Source organism: Priestia sp. LL-8, assembly GCF_036227845.1.
Taxonomy (GTDB): Bacteria; Bacillota; Bacilli; order Bacillales; family Bacillaceae_H; genus Priestia; species Priestia zanthoxyli.
Window position 1 is genome coordinate 1,546,180 of sequence record NZ_JAZAQH010000001.1, and the last position, 13,401, is coordinate 1,559,580.

Annotated in this window: 12 protein-coding genes; 11 read left to right on the forward strand and 1 reads right to left on the reverse strand. The window is 39.4% G+C overall.

What is annotated here, in order from left to right:
• Positions 1 to 74: 74 nt before the first annotated feature.
• The 10 genes from U9R83_RS07805 to U9R83_RS07850 all read left to right on the forward strand — a co-directional run bounded on the left by U9R83_RS07805 (position 75) and on the right by U9R83_RS07850 (position 12,184).
• On the forward strand, positions 75 to 1,640 hold the full coding sequence (locus tag U9R83_RS07805) for a glycoside hydrolase family 32 protein (protein ID WP_116737150.1): 1,566 nt from the start codon (positions 75 to 77) through the stop codon (positions 1,638 to 1,640).
• Between the two features lie 107 nt (positions 1,641 to 1,747).
• Entirely contained in the window at positions 1,748 to 2,182 is a 435-nt protein-coding gene (locus tag U9R83_RS07810; protein ID WP_013056263.1) for a ferritin-like domain-containing protein, read from the forward strand.
• A 301-nt stretch (positions 2,183 to 2,483) separates the two neighbouring features.
• The gene (locus U9R83_RS07815; RefSeq protein ID WP_208732550.1) at positions 2,484 to 3,944 is read left to right on the forward strand and encodes an MDR family MFS transporter; all 1,461 of its coding nucleotides are present in this window, start codon (positions 2,484 to 2,486) and stop codon (positions 3,942 to 3,944) included.
• 462 nt (positions 3,945 to 4,406) lie between these two features.
• On the forward strand, positions 4,407 to 5,597 hold the full coding sequence (locus U9R83_RS07820; RefSeq protein WP_208732549.1) for a glycine C-acetyltransferase: 1,191 nt from the start codon (positions 4,407 to 4,409) through the stop codon (positions 5,595 to 5,597).
• Positions 5,598 to 5,634: 37 nt separating this feature from the next.
• A complete protein-coding gene (locus U9R83_RS07825; RefSeq protein ID WP_014460826.1) occupies positions 5,635 to 6,594 on the forward strand; it encodes an L-threonine 3-dehydrogenase in 960 nt (319 codons plus the stop codon).
• Positions 6,595 to 6,804: 210 nt separating this feature from the next.
• Positions 6,805 to 7,269, forward strand: coding sequence for a hut operon transcriptional regulator HutP (hutP, locus tag U9R83_RS07830; protein WP_014460825.1), 465 nt, complete (start codon positions 6,805 to 6,807; stop codon positions 7,267 to 7,269).
• 355 nt (positions 7,270 to 7,624) lie between these two features.
• On the forward strand, positions 7,625 to 8,845 hold the full coding sequence (locus U9R83_RS07835) for an MFS transporter (RefSeq protein ID WP_014460824.1): 1,221 nt from the start codon (positions 7,625 to 7,627) through the stop codon (positions 8,843 to 8,845).
• A gap of 267 nt (positions 8,846 to 9,112) precedes the next feature.
• Positions 9,113 to 9,778, forward strand: a complete 666-nt coding sequence (locus U9R83_RS07840; RefSeq protein WP_014460823.1) for a type 1 glutamine amidotransferase domain-containing protein — start codon at positions 9,113 to 9,115, stop codon at positions 9,776 to 9,778.
• A gap of 204 nt (positions 9,779 to 9,982) precedes the next feature.
• Complete coding sequence (locus tag U9R83_RS07845) at positions 9,983 to 10,273, forward strand: putative quinol monooxygenase (protein WP_047751319.1); 291 nt, start codon at positions 9,983 to 9,985, stop codon at positions 10,271 to 10,273.
• A 471-nt stretch (positions 10,274 to 10,744) separates the two neighbouring features.
• Positions 10,745 to 12,184, forward strand: a complete 1,440-nt coding sequence (locus U9R83_RS07850) for an aldehyde dehydrogenase family protein (RefSeq protein WP_047751318.1) — start codon at positions 10,745 to 10,747, stop codon at positions 12,182 to 12,184.
• 143 nt (positions 12,185 to 12,327) lie between these two features.
• Here U9R83_RS07850 and U9R83_RS07855 read toward each other — a convergent pair whose 3' ends face one another.
• On the reverse strand, positions 12,328 to 12,564 hold the full coding sequence (locus U9R83_RS07855) for a hypothetical protein (RefSeq protein WP_014460820.1): 237 nt from the start codon (positions 12,562 to 12,564) through the stop codon (positions 12,328 to 12,330).
• A gap of 170 nt (positions 12,565 to 12,734) precedes the next feature.
• Here U9R83_RS07855 and U9R83_RS07860 point away from each other — a divergent pair, with 170 nt between their 5' ends.
• Positions 12,735 to 13,361, forward strand: a complete 627-nt coding sequence (locus U9R83_RS07860; RefSeq protein WP_014460819.1) for a LysE family transporter — start codon at positions 12,735 to 12,737, stop codon at positions 13,359 to 13,361.
• Positions 13,362 to 13,401 lie beyond the last annotated feature (40 nt).

Here is a 13,401-nt window from a genome sequence, read left to right on the forward strand (position 1 = left end):
GAAAATGGTGATTACAATCACCATTTTCTTTTGTTTTATTCGATGTAGACAAAAAAGAGAAAGGCGGGGTTTGTTTGAAGAAAAAAGGTGCTTATAAATGGATAACGCTTGCCGTTCTTTTAGTTGTAATAGCCGGACTCATTATAGCAGGCGTATCCAAAAAAGAGGATACAAAAGATCAAGGAAAAGAAAAAGGGAATAAAAGTGAATCCACTTATCGCCCGGTGTATCACTTTAGCGCGCCTGATAAATGGAAAAATGATCCTCAAAAGCCTATTTATTTTGACGGGGAGTATCATTACTATTACTTATACAATCATGATTACCCTAAAGGGAACGGGACGGAATGGCGACATGCAACGTCTAAAGATTTGGTTCACTGGAAAGATGAAGGAGTAGCTATTCCAAAGTATACAAATAAAAATGGCGATATATGGTCCGGATCCGTTGTAGAAGATAAAGAGAATACAGCAGGCTTTGGTAAAGGCGCAATTGTAGCGATTATGACCCAGCCTTCTGCTGATGGACAAAAGCAAGAACAGTATCTATGGTATAGTACCGATAGAGGAAAAACCTTTAAATCATATAGCAAAAATCCTATCATGCCTAATCCAGGCACCAAAGATTTTAGAGATCCCAAAGTCATATGGGATAATGAACATGACAAGTGGGTTCTCGTCATGTCAGAAGGTGAAAAAATCGGATTTTATGAATCTTCTAATCTAAAGGATTGGACGTATACGGGAGGATTTGTAACTAAAGATATTGGCATTACCGAATGTCCAGATCTTTTTCAAATGAAGGCAGATGACGGGACAGTTAAGTGGGTTCTCGGGACAAGTGCAAATGGAAAAGAAAGCGGAAAGCCAAACACCTATGCTTATTGGACAGGACATTACGATGGAACAACATTCACTCCCGATATGGATGAGCCGCAATGGCTCGATCATGGCTTTGATTGGTACGGAGCAGTCACGTTTGAAGACGGTAAAAATAAAGGTTCCTTAGAAAAACGCTACGCTTTTGCATGGATGAACAACTGGGATTATCCGGATAAGACGCCAACGATGAAAGAAGGGTTTAACGGCTTCGATTCAGTAACCCGTGAAATTACGCTTTCAAAACAAGACGACGATCAGTACAGCCTGTTATCAAAGCCCGTCGAAGAATTAAATCAGCTAACTGATTCAACAAACTCTCTTGAACAAGTAGAAGTAAACGGAGAGAAAAAGTTAAAGATAAAAGGTGAAGCTTATCAGCTTGATACAGATATTTCATGGTCAGATGCAGAAAATGTAGGCTTACGACTTCGAGAGTCCGCAGATCAAAAGCGGCACATTGATGTGGGCATTTTTGCAGAAGATAACGTCTCATATGTGAACAGAAGCTATAGCAATCAGCCTGATCACAGCAAAAAGTATGTGGAAAGCCGTGATTACTTTGATGCAGGCAAGAAAAATGTTCATTTGAAGATATTGGTAGATAAAACAAGCATTGAAGTCTTTGTTGATGATGGGAAAACCGTGCATTCTAGCGAGGTTTTTCCGCGATACAACGACCAAGGAATTACGCTTTTCTCTCAAGGAGGAACGTCTCTCTTTAAAAATATAGAAATCAAACATCTTCGCTCCATTCAGTAATTTCCCTACTTTTAAAAAGCAGGAGCAGAATATCGCCTTATTGTGGTTTAGGACTAGGCAGAAAGGGTACATGTCTACTAACAGCAAATGAAAGGGTGTTTATTCAAATGGAAGAGAAAATGAGACAACTAATAGAGGGACTTAATACCGATTTAGCGGGTGAATATTCGGCGGTTATTCAGTACACTTACTATGCGTCTACAGTAACCGGCCTAGAATATCAAATTTTAAAACCTTTCTTTGAAGGAGAAATTCCTGACGAGCAAGGACACGCCCTTTATTTATCAGAAAAAATCAAAAACCTTGGCGGTGAGCCAACAACAAAGCCGGCTGAGGTGAAGCACGTTTCAAACGTGACGGAAATGCTTAAAGAAGCGAGCAAGGCTGAAAAAGAAACTATCCAGCGCTACGAAGAGCGTAAAAAACAAGCAGAAGAGTTAGGGTTAACAGAGCTTGTTGTCAAACTTGAGGATATGATTGCAGATGAAACAAATCATATGGAAGAAATGGAACGTTTATTAAAAGACCCCCGATTAAGTTGATTATACAAAATACGTAAAAGCATCCCGTACCAGGTGTTACGGGGTGCTTTTTTGTAATTGAAAAAGGAAATTAAACATCATGTACGCATGTTTCTATTAATGAGAGGAAAGTCATATTTTTGAAATTATCTATCGCTTTGAAAAAATTTATAGTAAAATAATTATTTGGCTGCATATGGCAGCAACTATATGCGGGGCATCACATACATATAAAGGCTAAAAGGGTATCCGTATATTGAAACCGCTTTTATCTTCTTCAAGAAAAAACACGGTATGCCCGCAGTTGTAAGGAGAGAAAAAAATGAGGAAACGAATCATGACAGCGCTGCTGCTTGTCACTGTTTTAGCTGCAATGGAAGGAACCATTGTCAGTACGGCTGTTCCAAGAATTACAAGTGATTTGTCGGGCATTGAGCTAGTTAGCTGGGTATATGCCATTTATATGCTGACAACCGCTGTATCTACACCTATATACGGAAAGTTAGCAGATTTATTCGGCCGCAAAAAAGTTATGCTTGTGGGAATTATTATTTTCTTAATCGGATCGATACTTTGCGGACTTAGCTTTTCGATGCAGCAATTAATTGTCTATAGAGCAATCCAAGGTCTTGGCGCCGGGGTCGTTATGCCGCTTACAATGATTATTATTGGCGACTTGTATGAAGAAGCAAAAGAAAGAGCCAAAGCGCAAGGATGGATTAGCGCAGTTTGGGGAGTTGCTGGAGTTCTCGGTCCTCTTCTTGGGGGATTTTTAGTCGATACGCTGTCTTGGCGCTATATTTTCTTTTTAAATATACCGTTTGGACTAATGGCTTTTTTTGTTCTTTTAGTAAACTATAAAGAAGAAGTGGTAAAAGAAAAACGCTATATCGATTACATTGGAGCGGTGACGTTTTCAGTGGGAACCATTGCGTTTTTATACGCGCTTTTAACCGGAAGTCAGCATCAAAACTGGGGAGATCCAACCATTATAGGATTATTTGTTCTAGCTGTTCTGACATTCATTGGCTTTATTTATATCGAAAAGAAATCGCCCGAACCGCTTATCCCGCTTGAACTGTTTTCCATTCGAAGTGTATCTGTTATAAACTTATTAACACTTCTTGTTGGATCAGTAGTTATCAGTATTACGGTCTACCTTCCAATTTGGAGTCAAGGGGTGCTGGGGAAAAGTGCAACTGCTGCAGGTTTTGTACTAATGCCTATGCCAGTATGCTGGACGATTGGTTCACTGCTTTCAGGGAATTTAGTGGGGCGTCTTAAAACGCACTCCATTCTTACGCTGGGCACGGGAATCGTAAGTACAGCATGTTTTATGCTGTTTTTAGTCTCCACCCACTCACCCGTATTTTTAATTTATGTAGCCGTTGGGGTCCTTGGGTTAGGAATGGGTATTATTACGCCTATTTTTATGCTAGTTATTCAATCAGCGGTTCCAGCTAGCAAAAGAGGAGTAGCAGTGGCTCTTAATACGTTTACAAATACATTTAGTCAAACGCTAGGTTCCGCAGTGTTTGGTACAATTTTTAACTTAGTGACGCTTTCACAAGCAAAGAAATTAGGGCAAGAAAATTTGAATGCTTCGTTTGAGACAGGCGGGGTACCACCAGAAGAACTGTCAAAGCTGCATGAAATTCTTGCATCAGGTGTTCACATTATTTACAGCGGAACGTTTTTAGCAGCCTTACTAAGCTTTGTTGTTTCATGCTTTCTAGTAAAAACAAGACATGAAAAAATAAAGAATGTATCTGTGCAAAAGTAACGGAAGAGACTGTTATAAAAGTATTTTAATTGAAGGACAATCCGAACGAGTCTGATTAAGGACCAAACTCGTTCGGATTTTTTTATTGGTAGGTGAATGTAGGTGCTTTTAGCTGTTGAATTAGTTATGTATCAGTCTCTTTTTTAAAAGAATTATCAAAGAGAGAAAAGAAAAAAGATATTGTCTAATAACGTTCGGGGAAAATCGTTAACAGAAGGACGGATTTTTATTATTGCCGAAAATTTCTTATTTTTTGTTTTTTTAGTATGGACATTTACTTGGTTGTTGATTATTATAAATTCTATAAGTATTGAATTTTAAGCGCTTTCAAAAGAAACATTTGTATTTCTCAGAAATACACTTGAATTTTAACTCATATACTGTAAGTGCTTAGATTAATCTTTTAATGGGGAAAAGAGAAGTTTATAAGACGTGTTGAACAACAATGAGGAGGTATGGAAGATGACAAGCAGAGGTTTAAAAGAATTCTTGAATAATAATTTAGAAGACTTAAAAGATAAAGGGCTGTACAACGTTATCAATCCGGTAGAGGGACCAAACGGGCCTGTTATTCAAATTGAGGGGAAACAACTAATTAATTTATCTTCCAACAACTATTTGGGGCTTGCTACAGACGAAAGGCTTATTAGTGCGTGCAACAAAGCGACTGAAAAATATGGAGTGGGGGCTGGAGCTGTCCGGACAATTAATGGAACTCTAGATATTCATATTGAGCTAGAGGAAAAGCTTGCCGAGTTTAAGCATACGGAAGCAGCTATAGCTTACCAATCTGGCTTTAACTGCAATATGGCAGCTATCTCCGCGGTTATGGATAAACATGACGCGATTTTATCAGATGAGCTGAATCACGCTTCAATTATTGACGGATGCCGATTGTCAAAAGCAAAAATTATTCCTTACAAGCATTCGGATATGGAAGATCTTCGTGCAAAAGCAGGCGAAGCACAAAAGTCCGGTGCCTATAATAAAATAATGGTAATTACCGACGGTGTATTCTCAATGGATGGAGACATTGCTAAGCTTCCGGAAATTGTAGAAATCGCAGAGGAATTTGATTTAATCACATACGTAGATGATGCTCACGGGTCGGGCGTATTAGGTAAAGGTATGGGCACAGTCAAACATCTTGGCTTATCTGAAAAAGTAGACTTCCAGATTGGAACATTGTCAAAAGCGATTGGAGCTGTAGGCGGATACGTAGCCGGAAAAAAAGACTTAATTGACTGGCTAAAAGTAAGAAGCCGTCCGTTTTTATTCTCGACTGCTATTACACCAGGCACGGCTGCTGCATGTATTAAAGCGATTGAAATCTTAAGCACAAGTACAGAGCTGCAGGATCAAATGTGGGAAAACAGCCGTTATTTAAAGCAAGGATTAAAAGAGCTGGGCTTTGATACCGGTGCAAGTGAAACACCTATTACTCCGTGCATTATAGGAGATGAAAATCAAACGCAGATTTTTAGTGAGAGATTAATAGAAGAAGGGGTATACGCTAAATCAATTGTTTTCCCTACCGTTCCAAGAGGAACAGGACGCGTTCGCAATATGCCAACGGCTGCTCATACAAAAGAAATGTTAGATGAAGCACTTCGTATCTACAAAAAAGTAGGCAAGGAAATGAAATTAATCTAAACGTTGAATCTAAGCAGTACATGAGGAGGATATTGAGATGAAAAAAGTATTAATAACGGGGTCTCTAGGACAAATCGGTTCTGAATTAACAATGAAAATGAGAAAGATGTACGGTTCAGAGAATATTATTGCCACTGATATTCGTAAGACGACGAGCGATGTTGTGACTTCAGGTCCATTCGAGATTTTAGACGTAACAGATCAGACTGCGTTATTTACAATTGCCCAAAAGCATAAAGTCGATACCATTATTCACTTGGCTGCGCTGTTATCAGCGACAGCCGAGCAAAAGCCGCTTCTGGCGTGGAATCTAAATATGGGCGGATTAGTAAACGCGCTGGAAGTAGCGCGCGAGCTTCAGTGCCAATTTTTTACTCCAAGTTCAATTGGCGCGTTTGGTCCAACGACTCCAAAAGACTGGACGCCGCAGGATACAATTCAACGTCCTACCACGATGTATGGTGTTAATAAAGTAGCGGGTGAATTACTTTGCGATTACTACCACCATAAATTCGGAGTAGATACACGAGGGCTACGTTTTCCAGGCTTAATTTCATACGTAACGCCTCCAGGTGGAGGTACGACGGACTACGCTGTTGAAATCTACTATGAAGCCGTTAAGCACAAGCGCTATACATCTTATATTGACAAAGGCACCTATATGGATATGATGTATATGCCCGATGCATTAAATGCCGTTATCCAACTAATGGAAGCAGACGGTTCTAAGCTGAAGCACCGAAATTCATTTAACGTTTCTGCCATGAGCTTTGATCCAGAACAAATGGCGACTGAAATCAGAAAAACGATTCCTGAATTTGTGCTGAATTACCAAGTAGATCCTGTTCGACAAGCAATTGCTGAAAGCTGGCCCAACCATATAGATTCCAGCTGTGCGGTAGAAGAGTGGGGGTTTAAAGCAGAATATAACCTAGAAAAAATGACGAGAGAGATGCTGGGAAAGTTAAAAGTTGAATCACAGCTTGTCTTAACGTAAGTAGAGAAAAATGATTTCTTTCTTGAAAACAAAGTAAGCGCTTACTAAAAGGTGGGGTACTTGTTTATGCAAGTTCTCCTTCGTAACAGTGGTGGAGAGTACACATAGATTCTCTGCCTCTTTAAGTGAGCGCTCGTTCGTTGAATAATCAACACCCTTTCAGGTACCATCTGTTAAAATAATAAGGGGATAGAAGGGAGGGAATGACAGTTGAGCAATAAATTTCAACAAGTCAATGATTTTTCAATGGGAAGATTAACATCTTTACTCGTTCTTTTACATAATACGGAACTAGCTGAAGGTATTGAAAAGGAAATAAGAGAGAGAGGATATAGCTATACAGTTGGAAAAGTCGGAGCGATGGAGCTGTCTAAAGTTGTGGCAGCAATTGAAACGAGTGCCAAGACAAACAAAATTATTAATGCCCAGTCGTACCGGGAAGTCCACGCTCTTTATCATGCTATACTTGAAGCCATTCAAGGAGTTAGTCGAGGAACGCTTCAGCTGGGTGATATTTTACGAACGGTAGGACTTACATTTTCAATTGTGCGCGGAAAAATTGAGGTCTCAGGCTCAAGCGACGAATGGATTAGCGTTTGTGTGTATGGAACGATAGGTGCGCCGAAAAAAGGCTTTGAACATGATACGTTAGGTTTTGGTTTTAACCACATTTAAAAAAATAATGGACAAAATAGTATGAACGTAAAAAGTGAGAGATGTACATAGCTGCTTTAAAGAAGATGTTTTTCTTATTGAAAGGTTCTGTGCGGCGTGTTAACATAAGGATTAATATAATAACTGCCTTTAAGACGGTCCAGAGAGGCCGAAAAGGACGGATAACCTGTTTACTGCTTCTATGCCTATCTGTGCCCTTTTGCCCTCTGCGACAAAAGGGCTTTTATGCGTTACGTACCTCTTTTAAACGAAGTCCAGAGAGGCTTCAAAAGAGAATGGACATATGTTATTTATCCATTCCTTCAAAAAAGAAAGAGCGTTGATACAGAAAGAATACAGTGGAGGGTGGAACAACATGAATTATCGTAACAAGACAGTTGTAGCATCAGTAGCAGGTTTGACGTTAGAAGGGATGGACATTATGTTTATCTCGTTTGCTATGTCAATGATTATTGCTGAATTTCACATTGATTTAGCAACAGGCGGACTTATTTCTTCTATTACAAATATAGGAATGCTCATAGGCGGCGTCATCTTCGGAATTTTAGCAGACAAATTTGGAAGAGTGCGGGTTTTTACCTACACGGTTCTTCTATTTGCAGTCGGAACGGCATTAACAGGTTTTGCAGCAAATGTTGAACAAGTGTATGCCTCACGATTTATTGCCGGAATTGGGGCTGGAGGAGAGTACGGAATCGGTATGGCTCTTGTAGCAGAAGCGTGGCCGAAACATAAGCAAGGAAGAGCTTCATCTTATGTTAGTATTGGCGCACAATTTGGAGTTATTCTTGCGGCGCTTTTAAGTTCTCTGATTTTGCCGGTTTTCGGATGGAGAGCGCTGTTCTTTGTCGGAATCATCCCCGTCATTTTTGCTTTTATCGTACGAAAAAATTTAAACGAATCTCCTGAGTGGCTAAAAGCTCAAAAAGAGAAAACAGCCGTTGTTAAAAATAATGGCAAGCTTCGTCAATTATTTGCTACGCCTAGAACGGCGATGACGACTATTTCGCTGGCAGTGATGGCTACAGTTCAAATTGCAGGCTATAACGGACTCATGATATGGCTTCCGTCTATGCTTCAGCAATCACAAGGCCTCTCTGTTTCAAGTTCAGCTCTTTGGACAATCAGTACAGCTGTTGGAATGATTATAGGCATGCTAACATTTGGTCAATTTATGGATCGTTTTGGTTCGAAACGTACTTTTGGAATCTTTCTTCTCGCTTCAGCTTGTGCGGTATTTTTATACTCGTACGCCGAAGGAAGTGCAGGGCTGCTTATAGGAGGAGCCGTAGTCGGATTTTTCTCAAACGGAATGTTCGCAGGATACGGAGCCTTGATCAGCAGTCACTATTCAGTAGAGGTTCGCAGTACTGCAACGAACACCATTTTTAACTTCGGGCGAGCGCTCGGAGGGTTGTCACCCATCCTTGTCGGCTACCTTTTGCAAAACTATGATATGACGGTAGCGATGACGTACTTGGCGGGGCTGTACTGTATTTCGTTTATTTTTATGGTAAGTCTTAAAAAAACGGGAGAAATGAAAGTGAAACAAATGAACGCTCAATCTGCTCTTTAAAATAAAAGATAAATTCTATGCTTTTCTGGAAAAAAACCGCGCTTACTCAAAAGGGCGGTTTTTTTGAGTGCATAAAAAATAAGTTCAGGTGTTATATGATTGTTTCTTTCACAGATGCTTTATTAACAAAGACGTCCACAGTATCTATAAAAATATTTATGGATAAGCAGATATTTTCTAATTTGTATTATAGCAATTCCTCTCTTACAATATGGTGTGTAAGGCGGAAACAGAAAATACTATCTTTATTTACAGGAGGACGTTACTATGTCTAAACATATATTAATGGTCGTAACAACGGCTGACAAAATGAAAGAAAATCATTCAACAGGCCTTTGGCTTTCAGAATTTGGTGAAGCGTACGTAGAGTTCGAAAAAGCTGGATTTACTATTACTGTAGCAAGTCCTCTAGGAGGAAAAGCGCCGGTGGATGCTCGCAGCCTTGAAGGAGAGACTTCTCAAGAAATCTTAAATACAGCTAAGCATCTAGAGAATACCCTAAAACTTGATGCAATTACAGATAGTGCTAAATTCGATGCTGTTTTCTTACCAGGCGGTCACGGCACAATGTTTGATCTGCCAGATAATCAAACGCTCCACGCTTTAATTCGTGAACTATACGAAGGAGACAAAGTAGTAGCCGCTGTATGCCACGGACCCGCAGGTTTAGTAGGTGTTACATTATCAGATGAAAAGCCGTTGGTCGAAGGAAAAGATGTTGCTGCGTTTACAGATGATGAAGAACGTGAAACAACATTGGATCGCTTCATGCCGTTTCTTTTGGAAACACGTCTGCGTGAACTTGGTGCAAATGTAGTAACTGCTCCAAACTGGACAGATAATGTACAAGCAGATGGCAACCTAATAACAGGTCAAAATCCTCAGTCAACAATCAGCGTAGCAAAAGCAGTCGTGAAACAATTATTGAAATAAGATGTAAAAAAGCCTGTAGGCTATAAGCCTACAGGCTTTTTTATCAACAGCATCAAGAAAGACTGCTGTTGATAACATGGATGTTTTGCTGTCTTGGACTAGAGAAATCAATCATCATACAAAAAATATGATGGTCAGTGTAATAAATACAAAAAGAGGGAAGCTTTTTATGGGAAATATTTTTAAAAGAAATGAGGAAAAACGATGTCAGAAATTATTATTAACGCCATTTTGAAAGCCAAGCCAGGAAAAGAAGAAGAGCTTCGATCAGAGTTAGTAAAAGTTATTGAACCATCAAGAGGAGAAAAAGGATGTATTCAATACACTCTCCACCAGGATACAGACAAAGCAGGTACATTTGTTTTTTATGAGAAATGGAAAAGCAAAGAAGATATTGAAGCTCACATTGAAACACCTCACTATCAACAATACAGACAGCAAACAGAACCGTTAATTGAAAGCAGAGTGGTACATCGTTTGCAAGAAGTACGTTAATACAAAAGAGGGGAAAACAAAAGTGTTTTAGTTAAAGGAAGGTCCGAACGAGTTTTATTCTTGATGAAGAATCAAACTCGTTCGGATTTTTTTGATGTAGGTTTCATTTAGTGAGACCATGCAGGAGCGTAAGCGATGAGGGGGCTCATCGACACCCTTGGAAAGCGAAGGCTTGCACGAAAATCAACAGCGGTATAACAAATAATCCACTACCTTATCCCATTTGTTCATCTTTAAATTGGTTTGATTTCGTTAGGACTCAATCTCTGTTTGTTATAAAAAACTAAAAAGCTGCAGAGGAAAAAAATTCAGCTGCCAAAAGCCGATTGGAAAAGGGATAAGGCAGTGAAAGAAACAAAAAATAATAGAAGCGGTGTTTGAGAAGCAGACAGGCGGGTAGATAAAAACTAGATGACATAGTTCAACAATTAACAAACTAAAAGTAACAAACTAAAAGGAGAGATCAAATCAATGCGTACAAACTTAAAACACTTTATTAACGGAGAATGGGTTGAATCAACAGGAAACGAAACGTCAGATGTGATCAATCCTGCTACTGAAAAATCAATTGGTAAAATTAGCTTAGGTACAAAAGAAGATCTAGATAAAGCCGTGGCAGCAGCTAAAGCAGCTCTTCCCACATTTTCAAAAACAACAAAAGAAGAGCGAATCAAAATGCTTCGCAATATTGCAAAAGGATATGAAAAGCGTAAACAGGAACTTATCGAAGTTATGACTGAAGAGCTTGGCGCTCCTTTAAAGATTTCAGAAGAAGTTCACTATGAAATGGGACTTAGCCACTTTAAAGAAGCAGCTAATGCACTTGAAGATTACACATTTGAAAAAGATCATGGAAGCTACAAGGTCGTGAAAGAGTCTATTGGAGTAAGCGGACTTATTACACCATGGAACTTCCCAACAAATCAGACGTCTACTAAAATTGCAGGAGCTATCGCAGCAGGAAGCCCAATGGTATTAAAACCATCAGAACTTACACCGTATGCAGCGATGATATTAGCAGAGATCATTGATGAAGCTGGCGTACCAAAAGGTGCCTTTAACCTTGTAAACGGAACGGGAAGCACAATCGGTGACGGTATTAGTTCTCACCCGGACATTGATTTTGTATCATTCACAGGATCAGGTGCTGTAGGCGAGAAAATTATGCAAAACGCGGCTAAAACAATCAAAAAAGTAGCGCTTGAGCTAGGCGGGAAATCACCGCTAGTTGTATTAGAGGATGCGGATGTAGAAGAAGCGGCTAAAATAGCAGTTTCACACATTGCAATGAATACTGGGCAAGTATGTACGGCAGCAACACGTATTATCATTCCTGCCTCTATGAAGGAAAAATTTGAAGAAGCAGTGAAGAAGGTTCTGCCATCATTCCCAGTTGGTGATCCGTTAGATAAAGACAACGTAACTGGACCGCTCGTAGCGGAAAAACAGTGGGATCGCGTACAGGATTATATTAAAAAAGGAATGGACGAAGGTGCAAAACTTCTTACTGGCGGAACGGGCAAACCAGACGGCTTAGAGACAGGATATTTTGTTAAACCGACAGTCTTTACTGACGTTTCAAATGATATGGTTATTGCACAAGAAGAAATCTTTGGACCTGTAACGACTATTATTACGTATGATGATCTAGAGCAAGCTCTTGAAATTGCAAATGATACAATTTATGGACTTGCAGGCTATGCGGTCGGAAAAGACCAAGAAACACTTGATTATGTTGCTAAAAATATTAGAGCTGGTCAAATCATCGTCAACGATGCCGAGCAAGACAGAGCTGCGCCATTCGGCGGATTCAAACAATCTGGTATTGGACGCGAGTGGGGAGCATTTGGTATTGAAGAATATCTAGAGCCAAAAGCGATCATGGGCGTTAAAGTTCCGGCAAAAGTATAATTAATGTAAAAAAAGAAAGGAGTTTTTCTCCTTTCTTTTTTTTAGGATAAAGGATTAAAAGCTCTAAGAACACAGTGTGTTCTTAGAGCTTTTTCAGATTTGTTTATCTGAAAGTGAGAAAACAGTTATGTTTATTACTCTTATTAAAAATTTTGCTGAATAGCCTGCTGCGCTTCGCGTAAATGTCTTAAGTGCTCTTCCATTCGTCTTAATTCTTTATCACCAGACGCCGCTTCTTTTTGTTCATTAATTTGCTGCTGAACGATATTCAAATGCATTTGAGCATTTTGAAAATTAGCTCCATTCAAATTCATCTGTCCTTGATAAACAGCCTGCTCAGCTAATTGTAGTGCCTCTTTAATATGAGTGTATGAATTCATGCCTCTCATCCTTCTGTATAGTATTTACAGTTAACATGCGCTGCTTTTTCGTCGCTATACAAAAGGATTTAGAAATAAAATAAAAATTACGTAGTACAAGCTAAGCAGGCTGCATACATTTATCGTAGTTCAATTTATAAAACCTCAGAAGCAGGGAGGGAGGGATACATGTGGGAGCTTTTTTTAGCTATGTATTATTAGGGCTATCGTTAGCCGCACCAATCGGTCCCATCAACGCCGCTCAGCTTGATAAAGGAATCAAAAATGGCTTTTTACATGCTTGGTTCTTAGGGATAGGAGCAACATCGGTTGACGCTCTTTATATGCTTGTAGTTTATTTCGGGTCCGTTCATTTTTTAAGCAGCGATTTTATGAAAACGTTTCTTTTTTCGTTTGGATGCTTCGTATTAATTTATACCGGTATTGAAGGGGTAATGAGCGCAGGGAAAATTACACAGCATAGAAACGCAAAAGGAGATTCGGTCGTAAAGTGTTTTTTTTCAGGTTTTTTACTTTCATTAACAAACCCGCTTACTATTCTTTTTTGGCTCGGTATTTATGGCTCTGTTTTAGCCAAAACAGCTAATACATACGAAACAGAACAGCTTATTTTATACAGCTGTGCTATTTTTACAGGGATTTTATGCTGGGATATTGCTATGGCAGCTTTAGCAAGCACTTTTCGAAGGTATTTAGCAGCGACGTTTTTGACCGCTGTTTCCGTTATATCCGGCCTTTCTCTAATAGGATTTGGTATATATTTCGGCTGGCAAGCTGTACAGCAATTCATTATTTAAAAGAGGGGAAAGCAGAACTGAATTTAAAGCGTTTTCTATC